The sequence below is a fragment of the Microbispora sp. NBRC 16548 genome, from assembly GCF_030268985.1.
Classification (GTDB): domain Bacteria; phylum Actinomycetota; class Actinomycetes; order Streptosporangiales; family Streptosporangiaceae; genus Microbispora; species Microbispora catharanthi.
Genome location: NZ_BSSF01000004.1, coordinates 126,915 through 148,997 on the forward strand (window position 1 = coordinate 126,915; position 22,083 = coordinate 148,997).

The 22,083-nt window shown below is 65.6% G+C and carries 25 protein-coding genes and 1 pseudogene; 7 read left to right on the top strand and 19 right to left on the bottom strand.

All coding sequences use genetic code 11. From position 1 onward, the window contains the following. Nucleotides 1-62 precede the first annotated feature (62 nt). From QSK36_RS11695 to QSK36_RS43445, 7 genes are all read right to left on the bottom strand, one after another. Nucleotides 63-881: a protein phosphatase 2C domain-containing protein gene (locus QSK36_RS11695; RefSeq protein ID WP_285782397.1), complete on the bottom strand. Its 819-nt coding sequence runs from the start codon at nt 879-881 to the stop codon at nt 63-65. A gap of 18 nt (nt 882-899) precedes the next feature. Further along, a complete protein-coding gene (locus tag QSK36_RS11700) occupies nt 900-1,739 on the bottom strand; it encodes a sigma factor-like helix-turn-helix DNA-binding protein (RefSeq protein WP_285782398.1) in 840 nt (279 codons plus the stop codon). 146 nt (nt 1,740-1,885) lie between these two features. Then, nucleotides 1,886-2,161 carry a hypothetical protein gene (locus QSK36_RS11705; RefSeq protein WP_285782399.1) on the bottom strand — a complete coding sequence of 92 codons (276 nt, stop codon included), beginning with the start codon at nt 2,159-2,161 and terminating at the stop codon, nt 1,886-1,888. Continuing rightward, the gene (locus QSK36_RS11710; protein ID WP_285782400.1) at nt 2,158-2,574 is read right to left on the bottom strand and encodes an ATP-binding protein; all 417 of its coding nucleotides are present in this window, start codon (nt 2,572-2,574) and stop codon (nt 2,158-2,160) included. The genes QSK36_RS11705 and QSK36_RS11710 overlap by 4 nt, the downstream gene beginning before the upstream one ends. Nucleotides 2,575-2,670: 96 nt before the next feature. After that, nucleotides 2,671-3,513: a helix-turn-helix domain-containing protein gene (locus tag QSK36_RS11715; protein WP_285782401.1), complete on the bottom strand. Its 843-nt coding sequence runs from the start codon at nt 3,511-3,513 to the stop codon at nt 2,671-2,673. Nucleotides 3,514-3,604: 91 nt separating this feature from the next. Further along, a complete protein-coding gene (locus tag QSK36_RS43440) occupies nt 3,605-5,956 on the bottom strand; it encodes a S8 family peptidase (protein ID WP_352240109.1) in 2,352 nt (783 codons plus the stop codon). Further along, the gene (locus QSK36_RS43445) at nt 5,953-7,086 is read right to left on the bottom strand and encodes an AAA family ATPase (protein WP_352240111.1); all 1,134 of its coding nucleotides are present in this window, start codon (nt 7,084-7,086) and stop codon (nt 5,953-5,955) included. Before QSK36_RS43445 ends, QSK36_RS43440 begins: the two co-directional genes overlap by 4 nt. A gap of 423 nt (nt 7,087-7,509) precedes the next feature. Between QSK36_RS43445 and QSK36_RS11725 the strand changes: the two genes are divergently transcribed. Both QSK36_RS11725 and QSK36_RS11730 read left to right on the top strand, forming a co-directional pair. Beyond that, entirely contained in the window at nt 7,510-8,445 is a 936-nt protein-coding gene (locus tag QSK36_RS11725; protein ID WP_285782403.1) for a hypothetical protein, read from the top strand. Then, complete coding sequence (locus QSK36_RS11730) at nt 8,432-8,971, top strand: restriction endonuclease (protein WP_285782404.1); 540 nt, start codon at nt 8,432-8,434, stop codon at nt 8,969-8,971. Before QSK36_RS11725 ends, QSK36_RS11730 begins: the two co-directional genes overlap by 14 nt. A gap of 1,049 nt (nt 8,972-10,020) precedes the next feature. On the opposite strand, the gene QSK36_RS11735 is transcribed toward QSK36_RS11730, so the two are convergent. Genes QSK36_RS11735 through QSK36_RS11745 form a run of 3 tightly spaced genes read right to left on the bottom strand, consistent with a single transcriptional unit; the run spans nt 10,021 to nt 10,660 of the window. Continuing rightward, nucleotides 10,021-10,191 (bottom strand): hypothetical protein, encoded by a 171-nt coding sequence (locus QSK36_RS11735; protein ID WP_285782405.1) that lies wholly within the window; start codon nt 10,189-10,191, stop codon nt 10,021-10,023. Further along, nucleotides 10,185-10,508, bottom strand: coding sequence for a replication initiator (locus QSK36_RS43450; protein WP_352240114.1), 324 nt, complete (start codon nt 10,506-10,508; stop codon nt 10,185-10,187). The genes QSK36_RS11735 and QSK36_RS43450 overlap by 7 nt, the downstream gene beginning before the upstream one ends. Then, complete coding sequence (locus QSK36_RS11745; RefSeq protein ID WP_285782406.1) at nt 10,505-10,660, bottom strand: hypothetical protein; 156 nt, start codon at nt 10,658-10,660, stop codon at nt 10,505-10,507. Before QSK36_RS11745 ends, QSK36_RS43450 begins: the two co-directional genes overlap by 4 nt. Before the next feature lie 92 nt (nt 10,661-10,752). Here QSK36_RS11745 and QSK36_RS11750 point away from each other — a divergent pair, with 92 nt between their 5' ends. Beyond that, the gene (locus tag QSK36_RS11750; protein ID WP_285782407.1) at nt 10,753-11,250 is read left to right on the top strand and encodes an Imm21 family immunity protein; all 498 of its coding nucleotides are present in this window, start codon (nt 10,753-10,755) and stop codon (nt 11,248-11,250) included. A 29-nt stretch (nt 11,251-11,279) separates the two neighbouring features. Here QSK36_RS11750 and QSK36_RS11755 read toward each other — a convergent pair. The 5 genes and pseudogenes from QSK36_RS11755 to QSK36_RS11775 form a co-directional block, all read right to left on the bottom strand. After that, nucleotides 11,280-11,843, bottom strand: a pseudogene (locus tag QSK36_RS11755) (cell division protein FtsK); the annotation flags it as partial. Between the two features lie 134 nt (nt 11,844-11,977). Next, on the bottom strand, nt 11,978-12,445 hold the full coding sequence (locus tag QSK36_RS11760) for a hypothetical protein (protein WP_285782408.1): 468 nt from the start codon (nt 12,443-12,445) through the stop codon (nt 11,978-11,980). 24 nt (nt 12,446-12,469) lie between these two features. Continuing rightward, nucleotides 12,470-13,294: a protein phosphatase 2C domain-containing protein gene (locus QSK36_RS11765; protein WP_285782409.1), complete on the bottom strand. Its 825-nt coding sequence runs from the start codon at nt 13,292-13,294 to the stop codon at nt 12,470-12,472. Beyond that, the gene (locus tag QSK36_RS11770; protein WP_285782410.1) at nt 13,294-13,794 is read right to left on the bottom strand and encodes a hypothetical protein; all 501 of its coding nucleotides are present in this window, start codon (nt 13,792-13,794) and stop codon (nt 13,294-13,296) included. Before QSK36_RS11770 ends, QSK36_RS11765 begins: the two co-directional genes overlap by 1 nt. A gap of 152 nt (nt 13,795-13,946) precedes the next feature. After that, entirely contained in the window at nt 13,947-14,414 is a 468-nt protein-coding gene (locus tag QSK36_RS11775) for an ATP-binding protein (protein WP_285782411.1), read from the bottom strand. A 312-nt stretch (nt 14,415-14,726) separates the two neighbouring features. Here QSK36_RS11775 and QSK36_RS11780 point away from each other — a divergent pair, with 312 nt between their 5' ends. After that, the gene (locus tag QSK36_RS11780) at nt 14,727-15,428 is read left to right on the top strand and encodes a hypothetical protein (RefSeq protein ID WP_285782412.1); all 702 of its coding nucleotides are present in this window, start codon (nt 14,727-14,729) and stop codon (nt 15,426-15,428) included. Between the two features lie 99 nt (nt 15,429-15,527). On the opposite strand, the gene QSK36_RS11785 is transcribed toward QSK36_RS11780, so the two are convergent. Continuing rightward, nucleotides 15,528-15,923 carry an ester cyclase gene (locus QSK36_RS11785; RefSeq protein WP_139573749.1) on the bottom strand — a complete coding sequence of 132 codons (396 nt, stop codon included), beginning with the start codon at nt 15,921-15,923 and terminating at the stop codon, nt 15,528-15,530. Between the two features lie 122 nt (nt 15,924-16,045). Between QSK36_RS11785 and QSK36_RS11790 the strand changes: the two genes are divergently transcribed. Beyond that, the gene (locus QSK36_RS11790) at nt 16,046-16,669 is read left to right on the top strand and encodes a TetR/AcrR family transcriptional regulator (RefSeq protein ID WP_183537861.1); all 624 of its coding nucleotides are present in this window, start codon (nt 16,046-16,048) and stop codon (nt 16,667-16,669) included. A gap of 62 nt (nt 16,670-16,731) precedes the next feature. Here QSK36_RS11790 and QSK36_RS11795 read toward each other — a convergent pair whose 3' ends face one another. Further along, on the bottom strand, nt 16,732-17,265 hold the full coding sequence (locus tag QSK36_RS11795) for a YbhB/YbcL family Raf kinase inhibitor-like protein (protein WP_285782413.1): 534 nt from the start codon (nt 17,263-17,265) through the stop codon (nt 16,732-16,734). A gap of 150 nt (nt 17,266-17,415) precedes the next feature. On the opposite strand from QSK36_RS11795, the gene QSK36_RS11800 reads away from it, so the two are divergent. Further along, nucleotides 17,416-18,117 (top strand): GntR family transcriptional regulator, encoded by a 702-nt coding sequence (locus QSK36_RS11800; RefSeq protein ID WP_285782414.1) that lies wholly within the window; start codon nt 17,416-17,418, stop codon nt 18,115-18,117. Between the two features lie 419 nt (nt 18,118-18,536). After that, nucleotides 18,537-19,310 (top strand): SDR family NAD(P)-dependent oxidoreductase, encoded by a 774-nt coding sequence (locus tag QSK36_RS11805; RefSeq protein WP_285782415.1) that lies wholly within the window; start codon nt 18,537-18,539, stop codon nt 19,308-19,310. Between the two features lie 22 nt (nt 19,311-19,332). Here QSK36_RS11805 and QSK36_RS11810 read toward each other — a convergent pair whose 3' ends face one another. Together QSK36_RS11810 and QSK36_RS11815 are read right to left on the bottom strand one after the other, a co-directional pair. Continuing rightward, the gene (locus QSK36_RS11810) at nt 19,333-19,989 is read right to left on the bottom strand and encodes a response regulator (protein ID WP_139573753.1); all 657 of its coding nucleotides are present in this window, start codon (nt 19,987-19,989) and stop codon (nt 19,333-19,335) included. Beyond that, the gene (locus tag QSK36_RS11815; RefSeq protein ID WP_285782416.1) at nt 19,979-22,051 is read right to left on the bottom strand and encodes a sensor histidine kinase; all 2,073 of its coding nucleotides are present in this window, start codon (nt 22,049-22,051) and stop codon (nt 19,979-19,981) included. The genes QSK36_RS11810 and QSK36_RS11815 overlap by 11 nt, the downstream gene beginning before the upstream one ends. Nucleotides 22,052-22,083 lie beyond the last annotated feature (32 nt).

A 22,083-nucleotide genomic window follows, 5' to 3' on the forward strand; every position in this document is an offset into this window, starting at 1 on the left:
GGGACCTTGTCATGCGCCAAAGTTTCGCACGGGATCACCGATGACGCGTTAGGCAAGTTCTCTCAAGAGCGGCAGTAGGCAGCAGCCGCATCGTCGTAGGTCTTGCCTCGCGGCCACCGTTGCCCGTGGGGGTCGGACTGCTCGGCGGCTCGGACCTGGCGGATCAGTTCGTCGGGTCCGGCCTTATCGAGGAGGTCGAGGAGGTCGCGCCAGGTGGCGAGGCGGAAGCGGTCGACGAGGCGGGATGCTCCGTCGCTGAGGAGCGCCGCTGCCCGGACCTCGTGAACCGGCATGCTGCCGGTGAGGGCTTGTTCGGCGGCGAGGGGATCGACGGAGGCGACCCAGAAGCCGCCGTCGCGGTTTCTATGGTTGCGCAGGGTCTCGACGTACTCGCGGTGTGCGGCGACGTGTTCGGGGCTGGTGGAGTCGAGGGAGTCCATCCGTTCCCGGTAGGCGGCGCCGACCTGGGCTTCGCGGTCATCAGAGATCACGGTTGGTTCTGGCTCGCCGGTGTCGAGGATGAGCACGGAGTCGGCCAGGACGAGCCAGTCGAGGAAGTCGCCGCTACGGCGCAGCATGACCACGGTGGCCGAGGGGGACCCGGGATGGCTGACGTCGCAAGTGAAGTCGTGCAGGGATGTCGTGGCCTTGATGCCCTCGGCAAGTAGCTCGCTCAACGAGCCGGCGCTTTGGGTCATCGAGGCGAGGAGGGTCGAACCGAGCGTGCGCGCGTACCAGGCCACACCATGTGTGCACCCCGACTCCGACCCCGCCGGGGTGCCCGAACCATCGAGGAGAACCACCGCCTCAGGCGTCGCGGCGACGAAGTCTTCGTTCTCGCGGCCGGGGGCGGCGGGTTCGGTGGCGAGGGCGACGCGCACGGTGTGTCCTCCTGTCGTTCAGTCCTCGTCGTGCCGATACAGCGGGCTTGCCAGTTCCGCTCTCACCGGTTCCCCAGTGCGGGGGTCGTATTCAACGCCGACGACACAGGAGAACCGGCGATCGGCCACCTGCCCCCACAGCGTGTTGATCTCGGTACTGATCAGATGGACGACGCCGAGGGTGCCTTGCGGGTGGATGCCGGTGAACACCAGGACGTTGCCCTGCCCGTCCGGCCGAGCGAGGCGACCGAGATAGGCGTAGTCAACCGGCCGGGACGGGGCCGAGTCGGTGCCCGACCGGTAGACGTTGCCCGTACGGCTGTCGCGCAGCGTCCACGCGCCGTCCTTCACCCACTCCAGAACGGGATCGGACTCATACAGTGCGCCCATGACCGGCGACAGCCGCGGGCCACAGATCACGATCAGCCCCGGCCGGTTGAGATCGATCTGGCCGGTCAGGGGGACGTGTTCCAACTCGACGGTGAGGCCGAAGCCGCGCGCCAGGTCCTCCAGTCGCTTGGAGGCGGCGACGTCTTCCATCGCGACCACAGGGCGAGCGTTGTCGGCCTCTTGCTTGAGAGGCGTGGCTACCGTGATTCTCCCTGTGCCCAGGAAGGCGCCCTCGGGAGCAGGGCCGGTGTGGCGGATCTGGTGGATACGCCCGCGCGACAGGCCGGCCTTCTCGGCGATCTGCGCGTACGACATGCCTTGGGCGTGAAGCTCCTGAATGACGCGACGGCGGAGCCGGGCCAGTTCGGTGACTTCTTGCTGGGCGGCGTTGAGTCGTTCGGTGGCGACCCGGAGCAGCAGATAGGGATCGTCGATCGCGGCGATCTTGTCCAGGTCACTCGGTGGCACGGTTCCTCCTTGGTGGCGCGCATCCGAGTCTAGGGCCCTAGACGAAATGTCGTCTATCCCTCTTGACAGTACGGTTTTGGCTGGTTTGCCGGTTGTTGGGTCCACGGCCCGGATCGCTGAGCGCCGGTTGGGGACACCGCGCGGGCTCACCGCGCCATTCCTGTCAGCAACGCGGCCCAGACGTCACGTGCCTGCGGGATGGGCCAGCGGTGGGTCTCCCGGGTCTCGGGTGCGGTCTCGTTCTGGAGGGTGCGCCGGATGAACCCTTGCCCGCCCGCCTGGCACAGCTCGTAAACGATGGCGAGGCAGTCGCAGGTCCAGGCGACGACCCGCACCCGCGCCCCGCCCCAGGGTTCGAACCACGCCAGCTTCTTGCACCCGGGCTGCCGGCGGTCGGGAACGTGCGGGCTTAGGCAGCTCATGACCGGCAGGCCGCCTGCGCGGCTGCGATGGGGTCGACCTTGAGCAGGGCCCAAACGGTACGGCCGGCGTGGTTGCCGTACACACCCCAGTTGTCGGCCAGGTTGGCGACCAGCAGCAGGCCCCGGCCGCCTTCGTCGTCACTGGGTCGGACGAGCCGGGGAACTTCGGCGCCGCCCTCGTCGACGACACCGAGCCAGACCTGATCAGGTTCGGCCTGGATGCTGACGGTGAACTTGCCGCCGAACCGGGCCGAGGCGGTGTGGCGGACGGCGTTGGTCGCCAGTTCGCTCACGATGAGTTCGGCCGCCTCGGCAACCGGCCAGGTGCCGAGGGTTGAGGTGATGAAGCGGCGGGCCTCGGTGACCGAGGCGGGACGGCCGAGGAAGTGCCGGGACAGGCGCCATGCGGGCATGGACACGCTCCGTCGTATAGGGGACTAGACATGCCTACACACAGGAGCGTATGACCAACGCTAGAAGCATCTCAAGGAATGCGACGCATAAATGCGTCAGTCGTCGAGCTGGTTGGCGAGCTTCCGGAAGTCCGCCCCGATTTCACCCAGCAGCGCCCGCAGGCCATCCCCGTACACGGCCGCATCCGCGAACGCCCCGAACGCTTCCTCATGCGTGCTGAGTTCCCCTGCCTCGGTCAGCGTGATGTCACCGGTCAGGCTCTCGACCACGCTCACGGACCCGTCGTAGATGGTGAACCCGTGCAGCGGGAAGGCCGGTGCCTCTGTCTTCCACGGCACGACGCCGAGCCGGACATGCGGCAACGTCGACACCTGAGCTAACCGGTCGAGCTGCGCCAGCATCAACGACGGCGACCCCGGCCACGTACGCACCGCGCCCTCAGTCAGCACGAACGCGAACCGCCGGCCCTCCTCAAACAGCACCGCCTGAGCATCAACCCGTACGGCTGCGGCCTTGGCCGCATCGTCCTCATCCATATCCCGGCCGATCGCCACCGCCAGCCGCGCATACTCCGCCGTCTGCAACAGAGCCGGAACCATCGCCGAGGCAAAGACCGCCATCCACTTCGACGAACGCACCCGCGCCGCGTTCGCCGCCTCCCGGCCAGCAAGCCCACCCTTAAGCCGGGACACCTCATCACGCAGCCGCACGAGCAGCGCGTCCAACTCCCGACGCGCGTCCCGGTCGAGCTGGAGAGCCGCGGCCACCCGCTCAACCGTCTCCGGCGTAGGCAGAAGCCGCCCAGTCTCTATCCGGGAGATCGTCGGTTGCGCTACCCCGGCCACCTGCGCCAGCTCCTTGCCTGTGAGCCCTGCATCCTTACGAAGCCGCCGCAGCAGTTCCCCAAGCTCTCGTAACCGGTCGCGCCTATCCTCCATTGCAGCTTTCTAGCACATTGGAGTAGCCCTTCGCCGGATAACGGTGTATATGGCGAATGGTTGTTGCAGTTCCGCATTTATAAATTAGAGCTCACTGCTGTGTGTGCAGGCGGACGCGGGTCGTAATAGGCTGCAAGGGTTGTAGTGCCGGGTACTGTGCGATGGTCTGATCGTATAAATCGCTCTCGGGAGACTTATCCATTACCGATATGAGTAGGGCAAAAGGGACCTTGGTCGGCGCTCTGTCGAGACCTCCCCCCCGGCGTGCTACATAGGAAATCTCAAGTCGCGGTTCCTCGTAGTCCTCGCTATTCAACGTGATACGTGCATGGCGCAACGTTTCCCACTTTCCTCCATCGCGTAGCTGATGCTCGGGGAGGCGATTTGAACTACCTAAGCCCTTAGTTACGGGCTCTTGGCCCATTTGCCAGCCGGCTTGAATTAAGGCGAGAGCTTCAGGTGACGTCATGTCCAACTCCACGTCCCTCCCGCCGCTCTCTTTCGGTGGTCGAAATCGATAGATGTGATGGTGGGGTCGAAATGCCAATTCAAGAGCAGCGCAGGTGTATTCGGTGGGTTGGGTAGGCTCTATTGGTGATGCGTATGCGAGAGTGATCCGAACGGCAAGGTGAGACTGCGACTCGGATGGAATTGGCACCCTGTAACCGATCAACTCGCCGCGCTCGATTTCATCGGCGTATAAGATATGCACTTCGTTTGGCTCGCAATCGAGCAAATCGGCGAAATTTAAGGGGATGCGGCCGAACCCGATCTCGTCTTGAAGGACCCTGTGGTTTCGGGGGCGATCCGTGAAGTGGGCAGCAAATGCGCGCAATACGCTTGGGGTGGGATTTGGAAGCCTCGTCGCCAAATCTGCTAACGCGTGAGTGGTGAGAGGTGCTGCGAAGCTAGTTCCAAGAGATTGCAGGAACGTCCCGTCAGCCCTAATCACGGGATACATATCGGCATCGACGCCGCCGAATTGAACGCCGATAGGCTGGATGCGACTCCCCTGTCGCCCAGGTCCCATCGAGGAATATGGCGCACGACTCCACGGCTTATTTGGCGGAGCTGCATCGCAGGCGCCAACGGTCAGTCCGTTGACCATATCCCCTGGGACTTGGATACGATGTAAACCAGTGGCTCGATCCTGCTCCCCATCATTACCAGCAGCGATCACGAAAAGAACGTCGTTCTCCCAGGCCAACTGGTCGAGTTCGCTGGTCCATCGGTTTGGCTCCATCGTGTCTTCGACCGCGAGGGTGGGACCCAGGCTAAGATTCACGATTTTGTAATCGCCGTCAACAACTGCCTTCTTGATTTGATCCAAAACCCAGTACCCATCAAGGTCCCCGGGAACGTCGGGCGCAGGTAACACTCGGTAGCTGGTAACAGGCAAAGGCGGTTGAGGAGCCTGCGTTCCCGGGCGGGAAAGCCCATACATTACGGCGCCGGTTACGCCAGTCCCGTGATCGATCTCGTCGGGCGTGGGGGGTTCCGGCGTCAAGTCAACACAAGCCTCTGGGAAGAGACTAGGTAAAGACGCTCGGCTGTCTATTCCTCCGTCGAAAACAGCCACACGTGGAGCGGGCATGGCTGGTGTGGAGTCTGTGGGCGGCACAAGGCGACCCAGATTGCGCGTACCAAAGCGAGGGCGTGGCCTGATAGTCGGCATGGGACGCAGCGCCCGGAGTGGGTTGAATTGTACTATAGCTCCGACGACGTCCTCAGGAATAGTTACGGGAGTGAAAGTTAAACCGCCGGTCCTGCGAATGTAGTCGGGATACGCGCGCCCCCCGAGATTCTCAATGAGTGTGAGCCACTTATCAAGCGTTCCATCGTCCAGTGGCACTGGCTCTGCCGAAAAGGAGGGCGCTGGGTGCAGAACGGCTTCCCAGGTAATGTCCGCTCCAGGCTCTTCGGGGTGGCCACGAATAATCGAGCTTGCGTCGGCGAGGGCGAACTCATCTAGTTTGCGTATCTCCGAGAATGCTTGCCTTTCACTTCTGTTACTGCCGCGATGTAGGACGAGTCTCTCTAAAGCGTCTAACCCCGTGTCCTGTACTGCAAGCACAAGGCGCCGCGTTCCGGTCTTGATGGTACGGGACTTCGTCCTATGGACAGCAGAGTCGGCGCGCGATCCCACGGGGATTGCCCCGAAATGATTGAGCAGGTCTGTTGGAAAATGGCTTGCAGCTATGTAGTTCGGCAACAAACGGGCTTCAACGTAGACGTGGCTGTCTGCGCGATGAGTTGCTGGGAGGCCGCGAACCGAAGCTACGACAGTCTGAATTTGAGGCAGAAGTAGCGTTCTCGCCTGCTCGGGTGTCTGGGGCTCGTACTTATCTCCCCCTGCTGTTCGCGGAGCGGTAACTTCTACTCTTAACGCTTCGCCATTGGTCAGGAGCCTCCTCTGGGGGCCCGCATTCAGGCCATCTGTCATAACGCACCCTTCGCACGCTTAAGAGCAGCACTAACGGTGGGATGACTGACTCCTGCGCAGGCTGCTATTTGTCGGTTGGACATGCCCAAGTAGTCCGCTAGCATCAGCCAAAGTTTGTCCCGTGCAGACCGATCCGGTTGGGTACTCCTGGAAAGCTCTGCAAGAATCTCTTCTTCCATGGTCGTACCATTGAGGATCGACCGGCGGCGAGCTGAATTCCAAAGCCGTGTTAGGTCGGACCCAGTGAAACTCCCTGTGCATTCCGCTACTACGCGTATGATGCGGGGGTCTTTCAGCTCTAGTCCTGATGCCAGGTGGGCCATTATTGACTCGCGTTCTTGCCGCCCTGGCAGAGGAACCTCGACGACCCTATCGAATCGACGGCCTACCGCCGGATCTAGCAGTTGCGAATGGTTAGTAGCAGCCACCAACAAGCTGGTATCGGGCCATCGGTCAAGTTCGACCAGGATCACGTTGACCACCCGCTTCAACTCGCCGATGTCTGTCTCGTCGTCCCGACGCTTAGCTATGGCATCGAACTCATCTAGGAGAAGTACGCATGTGCCAGACTTCGCATAGTCAAGCACCGACTTGATATTTCGTCCAGAGTTACCCAGTAGGCTCGAGACCACCCCTGCGAGGTCCATCGTCACCAGCGGTAGCTCCATGCGGCCGGCCAGCCATCTAGCGGCCATCGTCTTGCCGACCCCCGGAGGCCCGCTAAGCAAGATGGTTCTGGTGAGCCCTACACCGGCATGAGCCAATTCGTCAGCACGCCGACGCTCCTCCACGACCTCGCTAAGTTCAGTCATCGCAGCTTGCGTCAAGACCAACCCATCTCCGTCGGGTGTGGGGTCTACGGTGACGAGCGGGTGGGCCCCTTCATCTGCAGGGATCTGGCCTGAGGCGAAGCGCAAGCCGGGTGGCCTGCTTGACTCAGAGAGGGCCTGATGGAGTGCTGAGCGGAAGGCTTGTGGATCTTTAACCTCTGGAGGAACTGTCCTAACCAGGCGAGTGGCTAGCTGACGGACACCCGAGCCGAACCCACTCGCGCCCACTCGAACCAGATCAACTACTGCCTGCTCCAATCCTGCCTCGAAGTGGTAAGATTCTCTGTATCTGTGCCCCATGCTTACCAGAATAGCCTTCGAGTGCTGGCCTGACCAGGTCTTTAGTGGAATAATCAGTGCAGGTTTTGCGTGATCTTACCGCCGAGAAGGTCGGTCGTGCCCGGGCGCTGCCTCTCGGATCGTATGATCATGTCGCTTGCACTCGCTGCCGCCTGGTTGGCGAATCGTCATGCTCTTGTGCAGCAACGGACAGCTCTCAGGTCCAGTAGGGCAATGACGCGGAACCCTGAGCGCTTAGGGGACGACTCTGACGAAGCTGGAGATGAGTGACATATGGGACGGCCTCCCCCCTTCCAAGCCTGTTGGCGCCAGCCCGCTTCGTCTGACCATCAGCCGGTTATGGGTCTCACCGTCCTTCTTGCCGCATTTGGGACCCTAGCTTGCAAGACTCAACCTGCTCCTTTTTGAGGTAACGTGTCCACTGTGCGATGTCTGTTGACCGCTAGCGATCCGACCTCTACAGCAATTCCGGAGGTCCTCGCTTCTCTTGGTATCGACTTCATCTCAAGCCGAGATCTGAGTGTTGACTGGCTGACGGAAGAAGTTCCCGGAATTGACTTTGTATGCGCTGTGCTTGAGGGTGCAGAGCATGAGGAACCGCCGGCAATCTATGTAGAGATCGGAGTGGCGCTTGGGCGGAAACTTCCGCTAATTCTATTTTCCCAGCCCGCTAGGCCAATTCCGCTTGCTATTGCAGGGTTGCATCGAGTCGAGGTGGACCTCGATAATGCGGACGCAATCTCACTGCACATGAGGCAGTTCGCGAGAAGGCTTAGGCGGGTCGCTCCTCGCCGGATGACGTTTCAGCATCCGGGGTCGAGCCGCAATTTTGAAGAGCAATCTCTTGGTGGCCGAAATCTTGAGGATATGCGCCAGAGGCTCGACGATCTCATCTCCCAGGGGTCAGACTTCTCCGGTGAGCGCTGGAGAGGACTGCTCCGTCAGTATGAGATCTTTCTAAGAGATCTCTTTGTAACTGAGGGAGCGCAAGTCTCAACCGTATCCGCTGGAGACGAAGGATACGATTTAGCGGCATGGGTGGATGGGGCCAGCCAGGTAGTAGGCGGGCCAGTTCTATTGCAAGCTAAGTTCGATAGGCATATCAGCAGTAACGCCCTGGAAGTGGCGACTGAACATCTGGCTGTGGCGATGGCTCGTAGAGCCCTCAACTTTGCCATTATTATTTATTGCGACCTCGCAGAGCCGCTCGCGAGGAAAGCGATTAGCCGTGGCTTTCCCGTTGTGACGCTATCTGCTTATGAGCTTATTGAGCGCCTGGCGGAAGTACCCCTTAAAGATGTCATCGTAAATCTCAGAAACGAGCTTATTCACAGGCCGAGGGCGCATGGAAGCGTTTGATGCGGCAAAGCTGTCAGGTCTCCTTTCTGTCGCAGAAGATTCAACAAGAAGTGCTCAGGTCCGAGGCCGCGCCTATGAGGACGTCATTGATTATTTGTTCACTCACGTTCCTGGCTGCCAGGTGCAGCGAAACTCCTTGAACACGTTTCAGTCGGAGGAAGTTGACTTATCTGTAGGTAACTTCCGCCTAGAGAATGGGCTGCGGATGCTGCCCGATATTTTTCTCATCGAATGTAAGAACTGGAGTCAGAAAGTTGACTCCAGCGCGGTGGCATTTTTCGGCATGAAAATTCGTCATCGAGGTTGCTCGCTTGGTGTTCTAGTAGCCGCCAACGGAGTCACAGGTGACCCTATCGACAAGACTGCGGCGATGCAGCAAGGGGCTCTGCTTCTGGCTGAAGGCATCAAGATGCTTGTCCTAACCAGTGAGGACCTGCATAACTTTCGGACAGTCGAAGACATTGTAGGCACTCTCCATCGTAGATTTCTTGATTTGCATGCAGCTGGGACCTTTACTCTTGCCTAGAATGCTAGGAAACTTGATCGCCGATACTGCCGAATTGCCCTTTTGAGAGTCAAGGCGGCGGCGCGGCGCGCCGCCGCACCGCGGCCCCGCGCCCGCCCGCCGTCCGGGCATGCGGCCTGGGGGCCGGTCCCGGCCGGCAGCGGCTCGGGCCGCCCGCCGCACGCCCGCCACTCCGTACCAAACGCGCCCGCCGACCAGGCTGGCCGCACCGCCGCCAGTCCACTCTGCCGCCCCCGACGCGCTACAACACTCCGTCGGACGTGCCCCGCTTTCCCTGATCTCCATCGACGCCGAGCTCACGCCCTGCCGATTTTCTGCGGGCCCACTTGTCGCGAATCTCGTGCAGCACTCCAAGCATGCCGCTCATCAGCGTGAAGGCGAGGACGTGGTCCCACCCGAAGTCATACTCGAATGGCCATCGCCTATCGTGAAACAGCCACATGGCCAAGGGGCTCAACAGGAAGCCTGCGCAGAGCGACCCCAGGATGCTGTTGAGGGCCGCTTGGAGCAGTCCCCTCGGCCGTCTTCGCATCTTCCACCCCTTCTCTTTCGCCTCCGGCAGGGGCACTCCGGCTCCGGGATGCCGCCCGAGCTGGAGAGGGCGGCCGTAAGTGGCTGAGGTAGGTGCCCGCGCATCCCTTCTGCCATCGACCCAGGCATAGCCCAGCAGACCGGCTCCTCCGGCTCAAGCCCGTCTGTGACCCTTGGCGTCCAATGGCCGAGGAACGGCGAGCGGCTAAGGTACACGCAAAGACGGGCTTGCCCCTCCGTCGCCGGCCCGCTGCCGCTTCGCGGTGGGTCGACGGCATACGGGATGCGCGGAGGGCGAGGTGTGCGCGTCCGCGAAGGTCACAAGCCCGCTCTAGTTGCAGTTTTAGTTGCAGTTCCCCACCGTCCAAGGCCGTTCCAGGAGGACCGCCGAGCGGTGTTGGTCCAGGTGGAACGGAGCGGGACGGCCGAGAGCCGAGCTGCTAATGCGGTTTGGGTCTTAAGCCCATCCGGGGTTCAAATCCCCGAGCCTCCGCAGTTCAAAGCCCCTCTCGCTGGCTTCAGCGAGAGGGGCTTTTTGATCTCCAGACCCGTGAACAGATCACGTCGAGGTATTCCGGCATCCACTCCGCGACGGTCGGGACCTTGCCCGGCTTGGCCACCTGCCCGGTCTCGCGCTTGCCCTCCAGTTCGCGGACCTTGCGTGTGACCTCCGCCTCCGTCTTCACCATCCGGTGACGGCGATCAGGGGAGCGTCCGGCTTGATGCCGACGGTGACCCAGCCGTGCCTGGCACACGGCGGGCACTTGCTCTCCAAGGTGGCCCCGCAGGGAACGTCGATGACCTCAACCTGCCCGGTGAGGATGTCCTGCCGCCGGAGCGGAACCGGGCGGATGCACACCCCGTATTGCTTGGCGATCTCTTCGACCACGTCCCGCGCCAGCGGTTGAGCCATGCGGACGGTGCGGGGGGTGGACCGGTCGTTGAGCCGAGCGGGGGAGATCGGATGGTCTCCCCCAGCCTGCTGGGCGTCGGTGAGGTCGATCAACTGTCCTCCTCTGCGGCCTCGGGGATGGTGAGGGCGGTCTGGCCGCATTCGTGGCACTCGACCAGGCCGCGCAGGGGGTCGAGCCACAGGACGTTGAGCGCGCCGCAGACCGAGCAGCGCAGACCGTCGAGGAAGTGCGCCAGGCCGTTCATGCCGACCACCTGCTGCACTTGCCGCCCTGGCTGGCGTGTGATCTCATCTGCGCACTCACAGGCGATCTGGTCGGCCGGGGAGATTCACAAGGATGATCTGGGCGGAGTCGGTGGGAGGGCCCTTGGCCCTCATAGAGACGAGTTCGGTGGGAGGGTGGACCGGCTACGAGGGGGATTACGAACGCGCCTGCGCCGTCGACTTTGTCGACGTGATTCCGTTCGGCCGAGACTCCCACGCGCTCATGTTCGGAGACGAGCCGGCTGCAACTGCTTTCCTGCCTGATATGGACACGTTCGTGCAGTGGATGTACGCCGATCCCGGAGTCGATGTCATTCGGGCGCTGGCGACGGTGACGGATGCCCGATGGGAAACGGGGTCGATCTTTGAGATCTCCGGTCCACTGGTTCTCCTGGATGCAGCCCTGCCGGGAGCCGATGTAACTCTCGATCAACCCAGGCAAGACGGCTTCGGAGCGGAGGCGCTCAGCATCGACATCGCCCCGGGCCGCTATCGGGTCGAGTCGGCCGATGTGCAGCCTGACGAACACACGTGCTTCCGTCTGCACCGGTTCGTCAACGAGGGTGAGTGAAGGAAGCATCAGCGGTCTCCCTCGCTGCCTTACTCGGTGACCATCTGCCGAATGTCGGCATCGGAGACGTGGGCCGCCCGGATCCGTACGGGATCGGAGGAGGTCTCCAGCCGGACATAGCCGATACCTGCGCCGAGTTCGGGGACGGGTGAGATGCGGTCGGCCAGTGCACCCCGGTCGCGTGCGCCGTCGCCGAGGACCATGTCCACCTGTTCGGACTCGTCGAGACGGAGTGCGATCTTGTCGGGGAACAGGTTGCGGATGTTCATGACCTCCTTGCGCGGGTCCTGAAGCGCGGCCATCACGCCGACACCAACCGCCCGGCCCTGTGTCGTCAGGGTGGCCAGGGCCGCCGTGATGCGCTGGCGCAGGCCCTTGTCCGACTGGTAGGCGGTCAGGAACGCCACCTCGTCGACGAGCACCAGGACGAACGGGTCATCGACCGTGGGGGTGTGCGAGCGCTGGAGGCCGGCGAACCGGTCAGCCCGCTCCTGCATGACGGAGACCGCCTCGTCGAGGAGGTCGGCGCACTCCTTCGGGTCGGCGGCGTACCTCGTGCCGAAGAGCGCCCGCCCGAAGGACAGCTCCATCCGCAACACCACCGCCGTGTCGGAAGTGGTGGACACGAGGTTGCGGACCTCGCCATTCGCGATGAGAACTGTCTAGGGGGTAAACGAAAGCCGTGGGGGAGGTTTGTAGAGCAGGGAAGCGGGGTGAGATGAGAACGTCAGATATGGGCGCGAATCTGTCGCACGGGATGTCCGAGCGCGGCACCGAGGACAGCTAGTTCCTCGTCGCTGAACCAGGCGCGTTGGGGATTCCAGACGGCAATCTCGAAGCGGGCGAAGCCGCATGGCCAGTCGTATTCCAGAGCATCGAGCGATGAGTCGGCACCACAGCAAGGGGCCTTGACGGCGAGGTTCGCAAAGCCCTCGTCGGAGTGGGCTTCCAGGAGATCGTGCCACCATTCGGTGTCGATCGAGGTGCCGCAGTGCGGGCAGCCGATCCTTTCCAGGTTCGCGCCACAGGCGATGACGGCGATGTTATCGTGCCACTCCACGTCTACTTCGGCATCCACGCCGTCTGGCTCGCCCGGGGCCAGGTCCGCCATTAGTGCCGCAGTGCGTTCGGCCGCGTCCCGTGCGGGTTGCCAGTGCGGATCGGTCGGAATGATCGACAGGATGTCGTCGCTCACAGACTTACTCGATTCGCCCCTACCTTATTCATGGGCCATGACGTTAGCCGCTGTTGCGTCGTCGTGGGTCTTGCTGCGCGGCCAGCGTTCGCCGTGGGGGTCGGAACGCTCGGCTTCGCGGACTCTGCGGATTAGTGCAGCCGGACCGTCCTGCGTAAGGACGTCGAGGAGTTGCCGCCAGGTGATGAGCCGGTAGCGGCTGACGGCGTCGGCGGCCCCGTCAGTTAGTAGGGCCGCGGCGCGTACCTGGTCGGCGGGGATGGTGCCGATAAGAGCCTGGTCGGCGGCGAGGGGGTCGGTGGAGGCGACCCAGAAGCCGCCGTCGCGGTTGCGGTATTGGCCGAGGGTTTCGACGTACTCGCGGCGGGCTTCGGCGTGTTCGGGGGTGCCGCCGCGCAGGCTGTCGAGTCGGGTGCGGTGGGGTGCGGCGACCTGTTCTAGCCGGTCGTCGCAGATCACTTCCGGCTCGGCTGCGCCGGTGTCGAGGATGAGGGTGGAGTCGCCGAGGACGAGCCAGTCCAACTGGCTGGCGACCTGGCGGAGCATGATGACGGTGGCGGAGGGGGAGCCGCCGTGGGTCAGGTCGCAGGTGAAGTCGTGCAGTGAGGTGACGTGCTTGATGCCTTGGGCGAGGAGTTCGGGCAGGGGGCCGGCGCTTTGGGTCATCTCGGCGAGCAGGGTGGAGCCGAGGGTGTGGGAGTACCACCGCACGCTGTGCGAGCAGGCCGAGGTGACACCTGGGGGGATGCTGGCGCCGTCGAGCAGGACGACGGCGTCGGCGGTGGCGCCGATGAAGTCTTCGTTGGGCCGGTCGGGGTAGGCGGGTTCGCTGGCGAAGGCGACGCGCATCAGGTGTCCTCGTGCCGGTTGAGCGGGCTGGCCAGTTCCGCCCGCACTGGTTCCCCGGTTTGCGGGTCGTATTCGACGCCGACCACGCAGGAGAAGCGGCGGTCGCCGACCTGCCCCCACAAGGTGGCGATCTCGTTGGCGAGTAGGTGGATGACGCCGAGGGAGCCGTTGGGGTGGATACCGGCGATGGCCAGGAATGAGCCGTTGCCGTCCGGGTGGGGCAGCCGACCGAGGAAGGCCGAGTCGGTCGGCTGCTGAGGGTCGAGTCGGGAGCCGGACCGGTACTCGCGGCCGGTGCGCGTGTCGACGAGCTTCCAGCCGATATCGTCGCGGTCCCAGTGGATGACCGGGTCGGCGTCGTACGCCTGGCGCATGGCCTCGGACATGCGGGGGCCGCAGATGACGCGCAGGCCGGGCCTGTTGAGGTCGATCTGCCCGTCGACGGTGACGTTGTCGATGGCCACGGTCAGGCCGAAGGTGCCGAGGAGCGGAATGATCAAGGGTGGCACTCCGCGCCACCTCTCGGCCCGAGCTTGCGGGCTGCACGCTGCGCGTGTGGCCTGAGGGCCGTTCTCGCGCGCGTCCGCCACTCGGGCCGCGGGCATTCGAGTCTGCCCAGAACGTACCAAGGCCCCTCATTGCGGGACTGCAGCTAGACAAGCCCTTCAAGCTGCTCGACGACCTGCGCCATCGGAGCGCGCGTGTCGATTTCCATGGTCGCGGTAGCCCTCAGCAACGGCTCGACAACGCGAAGGTTCTCCAGGATCGCGTCTCGTTCCTCTGGCCGCTTGCCGTACGGATTGTTGGTCCGCGCGGTGACTCGGGCCAACAGCACCTCTGCGGGTGCGCTCAGCAACACGACGTGGTCGAACTGTGGATAGAACTTTCCCTGGTTGCTCTTACAGCCGGCCACGAACAAGCCACCCTGCTTGTGGCCGGCGAGCAGATCAGCGATCGCCTCCTCGCGCCATACCCAGTCCGACGAGCCGTCCGGCAGATTGATCCAGCGGCTCCAATGGCCGTAGTCCGTGTCCACAACCTGGTGCCCTCGCAAGCCCAAGATCTGTAGAGCGGTCGATTTGCCGGTGCCCGACATTCCGGTAATCAAGATCTTGGGCATGGCATCACCCTAAGTGAGATCGACTGCCGTTCTTGTGGCCTGAAGTTTCGGAGTTCCCTTGGCGCTGAAGTTCCCTCAAGATATGTCTCCGACAGGGGCGCTCCGGCTCCGGGATTGCGCCGAGTTGGGGAGTGCGGGCTTACGGCTGAGGTAGGAGCCCGGGCAGTTCGCCTCAGCGGGCGGCCCGCATGCGCCGGACGCTCAGGGGCGAGCTGGGGCAGGGCTCTCCCTGTCTACGGCGATGCCTACCACTCCACTTGATGAGCGGAAACAGCTTCCGGCGCCCCAGCGGCCGCGCAATAGCATCCGAGCATGGACACGCCGTCTGATCTCGACCGCGCGTTGGAGGCTCTCTATGCGGCCTTCTCTCGGTATCCGCTTCCAGCCAAGGCCGACGTGTGTGACCACTGCGTGTCAGCTGAGCGGGTTCGCGCGGTGCGTGCCGCACCCCTCCGCATGCTCACCGCATCCGCACTGGAGCCCTACGCTTGGAATGCCCTGTACACATGGGGAGACGTCGAAGAGTTCAAGCACTATCTGCCCCGGTTACTGGAGCTGCTCATCCTCGAAGAGCTCGACGGCCTTCACGCCCGCTCCTTGATGCTGCGCGTCGGCGTCAGATGGCAAAGCTGGAGAAAGATCGAGCGGGAAGCCGTCATCGGCACAGTCGGCGCTTGGTGGCGGCACACCCTGAACCACTATCCGCGTGACGTCGACGGCATGGATTTGATCGAGATCATCGCCGATGTCCTGAAGTTGGATCTGGGTCCCTGCCTGTCCGAGTGGGAGTCGAACACCACCGAGGCGGCGGCCCGTCACATGGCGTGGCTCATGCACGACTTCACCGTCAGCGTCGCCCACAACGCCGAGTGGTACGTGCTCCTCGACAACTGGATCAGGGGAACGGCACCCGCGGCGATCCTGGAGCGCGCATTCTTCTCCGCCGGCTCGCCGGAAGTGGCCCAGGAACTCTCCGACGCACTCGAGACCCACCGCATCTGGAGCCGACACTGAACCGCAATCCTCAGCGCCTCCGGCGGGGGCTCCGGCTCCGGGACGGCGCAGAGCTGGGGAGCGCGGGCCGTGAGTGGCTGAGGGAGGAGCCCGATCAGATCAAGAGCCCGCTCTAGCGGTCACATCCTCGGGGCTGGCTGCGGGCGGGAATCCCGTGCTGGCCCCCCACATCTCCGCGAACCGGCCGTCGTCGATGCGGAAGATCTCGAACAGCATGGGCTGCGCGTCGCCGTCCGGGGCCGTGATCCCCTCGACGGTCGAGCGGACGGCGGCCTTGTCGCCGTCGACCAGGATGTCCTGGGCGACGACACGTACGCCGGGAAACCGGGCGACGAGCGCGCGCCAGGCGTCTTTGCCCGCTTCGAACCCCGGTGTGCCGAGCGGATGGCTGAAGAATCCGGGGGTGTGCAGGTCGGCGGCCTGGTCGAATTGCCGGCTGTTGAAGCACTCCTGCATCCGCCGCACCAGGGCGGTCGCGTCCTCGCGTGTGGTCATCGGCGTGGTCTCCTCGTGGCCGGCGGATCGGGTCATGATGAGCGGCGCGAGCTCTAACCGGTGCGCCGCCCCGGTTGTGGCCATACTATTCGGTGCGGCGCCCCGGTTATGCTGATATCGACATGTCCAGCCAGCCGCCTCAGCCAGCCCCGGCGAACCCGGCGGCAGCTCACGGGAGCGACCGGGAGCTGCGGGCCGACGCGCGCCGCAATCGCGAGCGTGTCCTGCGAACCGCCCAGCAGTTGTTCGCGACGGAGGGTCTCGGTGTCTCGCTCGACGAGATCGCCCGCCGCGCGGGCGTTGGCCCCGGCACCGTTCACAGACACTTCCCGACGAAGGAAGCGCTCTATCTCGCCGTCGCGACCGACCAGCTCAGGCAACTGGTGGCGGAAGCACAAGCACTTGCCGCCACCGGCGATCCCGCGGCCCTGTTCACGCTGCTGTCCGCGATGATGGCCAGCGGCGCCGAGAACGTAGCGGTGAAGAGCGCGCTGGTGGCGGCCGAGTTCGACCTGCGCACCGCCGCCCCGGACGTCGCGGCAGATCTCACGCGCCATGTCGCGGACCTGCTGGATCGCGCACACGCGGCCGGCGCCGTGCGCCCCGACCTCACCGTCGACGAGGTGATGGCACTGGTCGCCGGCGCCTTCGCCGCGATCCGCCACGCCGGCGCGGAAACCAGCCGCGAGCGCTCCGCGCACATCGCCCAGCTCATTCTCGACGGGCTACGGCCCCAACCCCGGTGAGCAGCACCGAAGGGAGTGGTTCTGCCATTCCGTGGTATCGATGAGTCCGGACGTGCTGTCCGTCAGGCGGGGGTTTCGGCGGTCGCGGTCAGGACCGCGCGGCCGAGGGTGTGGCCGGCCATGGTGAAGCCGAGGAGGGCCGGGGTGGCGTCGGCCGGGACGCCGATGGACTCGACATCGAGGGCGTGCACCACGACGAAGTAGCGGTGCGGGCCGTGCCCCGCCGGCGGCGCGGCGCCGATGAAGCGGGCCGCGCGGACGTCGTTGGGCAGTTGGAAGGCGCCCTCGGGCAGGCCCGAGCCCGTGTCGTCGCCGGCGCCCTCGGGCAGCTCGGTGACGGCGGCGGGGATGTCGGCGACCGCCCAGTGCCAGAAGCCGGACCCGGTTGGGGCATCGGGGTCGTAGACGGTGACGGCGTAGCTCTTGGTGCCTTCGGGGGCGCCGCTCCAGGACAACTGCGGGGAGATGTCCTTCCCGCCGGGGACGCCGGAGGAGAACTGCTCGGGCGGCCAGGCGGCGCCGTCGGTGACGGTGGTGCTGGTGACGGTGAAGGAAGCCGCCTCGGGGAGGCGGGCGAAGGGGTTGTTGGCGCTCATCGCGTCGTTCCTTTCCGGTCGTGCTGCGGGGTGACGGTGATGCGGCCGACGGAGAGCCCGCGGTCCGCGAAGAGGCATGCCGGCGTCTTTCGTCGCAATCGACCATAACACGGATAATCGATTATTTGTCGAATCGTCTATGCTGACCGCATGACTCGGACGGCCCACCCCCTGACCTCCCCGGGCAAGCAGATGCTCTCCGAACAGGTCTACGCACACCTGCGGGACGCGATCATGCGCGGGGACCACGCCCCCGGTGACGCTCTCAAACCGCAGGACATCGCCAAGGAGCAGGGCGTGAGTCTGGCCGTCGTGCGCGAGGCGCTCGTACGGCTCGTCGGCGAGGGCCTCGCCGACCGGCTGCCCAACCGCGGCTTCGCCGTCCCGGCCTTCTCCGATCGCCGCTGGCAGGAGATCGCGGAGGCCCGCCGGACCATCGAACCGGTCGTGCTGCGCATGTCCATCGAGCGTGGTGACGTCGACTGGGAGGCCCGCGTACGAGCCGCCCACCACCGTCTGGCCCGCACCCCGGCGTTCGTGCCGGAGGATGGCGAGTACTACAGCAGCGCATGGTCCGAGGCCCACCGGGTCTTCCACCGCACCCTGCTGGAGGGCTGCGGCAACCCGGTCCTGCTGGAGACCTTCGACCGGATGTGGACCGCGAGCGAGTTGGCTCGCCGCTGGGCGGCGCAGCGCAATCCCGATCGGGACGCCGTCGGCGAGCACCGCCGGCTGGAGGAGGCGGCGCTGGCCCGCGACGCCGACACCGCGGCCGAGGTGCTGGCCCGGCACCTCACCCTGACCGCGGCCGCGCTGACCGGCTGTTCCCGGCAGGCGAAGGAAGTCTTGTAGGCCTCTCGGGCCGTCGCACACCGGTCGCCCGCGCGAGCCACAGGCGGCGCCCGTGATCGAGCCCAGTCGAGGGGCTGAAAAGACCTTGAGCCAGCTCTTCCAGGTGGCGTTCTGCAGCGCCATGGCGAGGCCCACTGGTCGACGATCAGGAGCCTCTCCTCCGGAATCCCCCACACCTGGCGGGTCTACCGGAGCGCCGATCAGGTGCACGTGGTGACCGGCGCCTGCGCCAAGCCCAAGGGTCACTACTTCGAGCCCAGGTGCCGCGGATTCTCATCGCCAGGGTCAGCCCGCCGGACAGCCGCAGGGACGTGGTGGAGGAGGCGGAGGCGCGCAAATAGCAATGATGATCTATATGTGGGTCATCAGGGTATGTCGTTCGCCGGCCACGTAGATCTCGATCCACGGAAGGGGCGGATGTGGGCTCTTCGTACGTTGTCACCGGGGGTGGCCGCGGCGTCGGACGTGCGCTCGTCGAACGACTCCTTCAAGACACCGGCACCGTCGTCGTGATCGAATTCGACCCGTCGGCGCTCGAGTGGACCCGCACCCACCCGGCCGGTTCCCGGGTCATCGCGGTGGCCGGTGATGCCGCCGACGAGGCCGTCGCGGAGCGGGCCGCCGACCTGGCGCAGGCAGCGGGCCCGCTCGCCGGCTGGGTCAACAACGCCGCCGTGTTCCGCGAGGCGTCACTGGACTCCCCGTCGGCGCGCGACGTCCTGGATCTCATCGGGGCGAACTTCAACCCGGCGGTCGTCGGATGCATGACCGCGATCCGCCGCTTCCTGAGCGCGGGTGCGGGCGGGGCGATCGTCAACGTCTCCTCCCACCAGGCGCAGCGCCCGGTGCGCGGCTCCTTGCCGTACGCGACGGCCAAGGCCGCCGTCGAAGGACTCACCCGGGCACTCGCCGTCGACTACGGACCACGCGGCGTGCGGGTCAACGCCGTCGCCCTCGGCTCGATCAGCACCGAACGCTATGAGGCGTTCCTCCGCAGTCAGGAGCCCATGGCGGCCGCACGCGTCGAGAACGAGATGAGCCTGCTGCACCCGGTCGGCAGGGTGGGACGCCCGGAGGAAGTGGCCGCCACCGTCGCCTACCTGCTGTCCGATGAGGCGAGCTTCATCAACGGCGCGACCGTTCCGGTCGACGGAGGCCGGTCGATACTCGGACGCGACCCCGAAGAAGCCTGAAGACCCGGCTCATCCGCGGCGATCAGCGGCCGAGGCCGGCGTCGCGGGCGCGGATGATCGCCTCCGCCCGGTCGGCGGCCTGGAGCTTGGTGAGCACCGCGTGCACGTGGTTGCGTACGGTCTTCTGGGACAGGAACAGCCGCGCGGCGATCTGGCTGTTCGACAGGCCGGCGGCCACCAGGTCGAGCACCTCGTGTTCCCGGGCGGTCAGGGTCGGGAACGGCGAGACGCTGCCGGCCTGCGGTCTCGGGGCCAGGAAGTCGGCGATGCGCGAGGCGAGGACCGCACCGAACACGACGCCGCCGCCGGCCACCGTGGTGATCGCGCGGACGACCTCGTCCGGCTCGGCGCCTTTGAGCAGATAGCCGCGGGCACCGGCGCGGAGCGCGTCGAAGATGGTGCCGTCCTCCTCGGACATCGTGAGCACCACGACGCCGATCTCCGGGTGCTTCTCGAGGATGCGACGGGTGGCCTCGATGCCGTCCATGTCGGGCATCTGCACGTCCATGACCACCACGTCCGGCTCTCGCTCGGCGGCCTGCCGCATGGCCTCGACGCCGGTGGAGGCCGTCCCGGCGACCTCGACCTCGTCGATGCTGCTCAGCAGTGCCGCGAAGCCTTCACGGAACACCGGATGGTCGTCCACCACGAGGACCCTCACCGGCCGCTTACCAGTCATCTCCCACCTTTCCTGTGGCCGTGAGCACGGGCGTCTGCCCGGACGATGTGACGGGCAGCCGCGCCCACACCCGCGTACCGGCCGGCTCCGTGGAGGTGACGGTGCACGACCCGCCGAGTTCGGCGGCCCGTTCGCGCAACGACACCAGTCCCACACCGGCCACCGCCTCGGCGGCGAGGCCGACGCCGTCGTCGACGATCTCCACGTCGAGGTGCCCGCGTTCGACGTCGCGGGTGAGCGACACCACGCACTCGCCGGCCTGCGCGTGCCGGACCACGTTGGTGATCGCCTCCGACGCGATCCGGTAGGCGGCGACCTCCACGGCGGCCGGCAGGCCGGTGAGGTCACCCCGCTCCTCGACCCGGACGGTCAGCCCGGGGGCGCGCAGCCGCTCCGCCTGCTGGCGGATCGCCCCGACCAGGCCGACGTCGTCGAGCGCGGGCGGGCGCAGGCCGTGCACCAGCCGCCTCACCTCGGCGAGCATCCCGGTGAGCTCCTGACGAGCCAGGCCGAGGATGCGGTCGGCGTCCTCGTTCGACCTGCGGGCGGTGATCCGGGCGGTGTCGATCCGGGACGCGACCGCCGCGAGGGCCGGTCCCAGACCGTCGTGGAGTTCGCGACGCAGGCGGCGGCGCTCGTCCTCCACGGCCGACACGATGCCCTCACGGCTGCGCTGCAGTTCCTCCGCGAGCCGTACGGCACGGGACGCCGCGGCGGCCTGGCGGATCAGGTCGGCCAGCAGCCGTTCGTCATTGGACGTGAGCCGGCGGCGGGCGGCCCGGCGCGGCAGCAACAGCCGCCCGATTATCTCGCCCCGATAGGTGATGGGAAGCGCCTGCGTCTCGGCGGGACGCTCGCCGTCCTCGACGAGCAGCACCTCGCCGCTGACCTGGGTGATCTCCACGCCCACGTAGGGCGTGCGGAAGGCCCGGGCCACCGATTTGGCCAGCGTGACGAGTTGCGCCTCCGAGTCGTCGGTCCGCTCCAGCCGCTCGGCGAGCCCCGACATCACGTGATAGGGATCGTCCCGATCGCCGACGATCCAGCGTCGCACCAGACGCCACAGCCGGTGCCGGAGTTGCGCGTACAGGATGGCGACCGCGAAAACGGCGATGACCAGCCGTTCCCCCTCGTTCAGGCGTGGCCCGAGCAGTCGACCGGCGCTGCCCAGGACCAGCAGGTCGAGGACGAACGTCAGGGTGAGCAGGAGGCCGTACACCAGCGTCCCGCCGAGCAGCCGGTCGACGTCGACGAGGTCAGGCCGCACGATTCCGATCGCGACCGATGCGGCGGTGAGCACCACGGCGACGGTCAGGCCGACGGCGCCGAACCAGCCGGGCAGCAGCCGGAACGTCAGCATGACCGGGAGGTCGACCACAGCCGCCCACAGCAGCCAGCGCATCCGGGCGCGGTCGACGCCGGTGACCGTACGGTAGCGCCGCACCACCACGACGAACGGAGCGACCAGGCTCAGCGGGAGGCACAGCTGTGCCACCAGCAGCACACCGGTCCAGACGGCGTCCGGCAGCGGGAGATAGAGGGCCTCGAGGTTCAGCCTGCGCAGGGGCGCGGGCAGCGGGGTGGATGCCGCGGTCGCCTGGGCGATGCGGGACGGCGCCGCGAGCAGGGCCAGCGGGAGCAGGCTCGTCAGCCCGAGACTGAGCAGCGAGGCGACCCGCCACCACCCGGAGGGCAGCTTCCCGTCCGGGAACAGCAGCAGCACCAGGGGGAGCAGCAGCACCAGGCCCGCGCCGAGCCGCTCGTAGACGATGAAGGCCGCGGACGCGCCGGGGAGAGCGGGATCGTGCGCGGTGGCGTAGGCGAGCCACGACGATGTCACGCCGTCCAGCGCCCACCAGGCGCCGAAGGCCGACATCAGGCGGCCGAGGGGATGGCGCGGACAACGGCGGAGCACCACCATGCCGGCCGCGGCCAGTGCGACACCCGCTATCGCGTCGAACCCGCCCGGCTGTAGTTCGAGCACGGCACGGTGGGCCTGCGGCACCCGCAGATCGATCAGTGCTGCCACCGGTGTGGCGGTCACGGCGATCGCGAAGAGCACAGGCCCGAGGCTCAGGCGCGAAGGCCGACGAA

Coding starts and splice junctions, on each gene's coding strand:
- QSK36_RS11705 (WP_285782399.1), bottom strand. CDS start 2,161: ATGAGCTGCCTAAGCCCGCACGTTCCCGACCGCCGGCAGCCCGGGTGC.
- QSK36_RS43445 (WP_352240111.1), bottom strand. CDS start 7,086: ATGGGGCACAGATACAGAGAATCTTACCACTTCGAGGCAGGATTGGAG.
- QSK36_RS43440 (WP_352240109.1), bottom strand. CDS start 5,956: ATGACAGATGGCCTGAATGCGGGCCCCCAGAGGAGGCTCCTGACCAAT.
- QSK36_RS11800 (WP_285782414.1), top strand. CDS start 17,416: ATGACTCGGACGGCCCACCCCCTGACCTCCCCGGGCAAGCAGATGCTC.
- QSK36_RS11785 (WP_139573749.1), bottom strand. CDS start 15,923: ATGACCACACGCGAGGACGCGACCGCCCTGGTGCGGCGGATGCAGGAG.
- QSK36_RS11735 (WP_285782405.1), bottom strand. CDS start 10,191: ATGGTGAAGACGGAGGCGGAGGTCACACGCAAGGTCCGCGAACTGGAG.
- QSK36_RS11710 (WP_285782400.1), bottom strand. CDS start 2,574: ATGCCCGCATGGCGCCTGTCCCGGCACTTCCTCGGCCGTCCCGCCTCG.
- QSK36_RS11795 (WP_285782413.1), bottom strand. CDS start 17,265: ATGAGCGCCAACAACCCCTTCGCCCGCCTCCCCGAGGCGGCTTCCTTC.
- QSK36_RS11780 (WP_285782412.1), top strand. CDS start 14,727: ATGGACACGCCGTCTGATCTCGACCGCGCGTTGGAGGCTCTCTATGCG.
- QSK36_RS11790 (WP_183537861.1), top strand. CDS start 16,046: ATGTCCAGCCAGCCGCCTCAGCCAGCCCCGGCGAACCCGGCGGCAGCT.
- QSK36_RS11775 (WP_285782411.1), bottom strand. CDS start 14,414: ATGCCCAAGATCTTGATTACCGGAATGTCGGGCACCGGCAAATCGACC.
- QSK36_RS11765 (WP_285782409.1), bottom strand. CDS start 13,294: ATGCGCGTCGCCTTCGCCAGCGAACCCGCCTACCCCGACCGGCCCAAC.
- QSK36_RS11750 (WP_285782407.1), top strand. CDS start 10,753: ATGATCTGGGCGGAGTCGGTGGGAGGGCCCTTGGCCCTCATAGAGACG.
- QSK36_RS11810 (WP_139573753.1), bottom strand. CDS start 19,989: ATGACTGGTAAGCGGCCGGTGAGGGTCCTCGTGGTGGACGACCATCCG.
- QSK36_RS11715 (WP_285782401.1), bottom strand. CDS start 3,513: ATGGAGGATAGGCGCGACCGGTTACGAGAGCTTGGGGAACTGCTGCGG.
- QSK36_RS11730 (WP_285782404.1), top strand. CDS start 8,432: ATGGAAGCGTTTGATGCGGCAAAGCTGTCAGGTCTCCTTTCTGTCGCA.
- QSK36_RS11745 (WP_285782406.1), bottom strand. CDS start 10,660: ATGAACGGCCTGGCGCACTTCCTCGACGGTCTGCGCTGCTCGGTCTGC.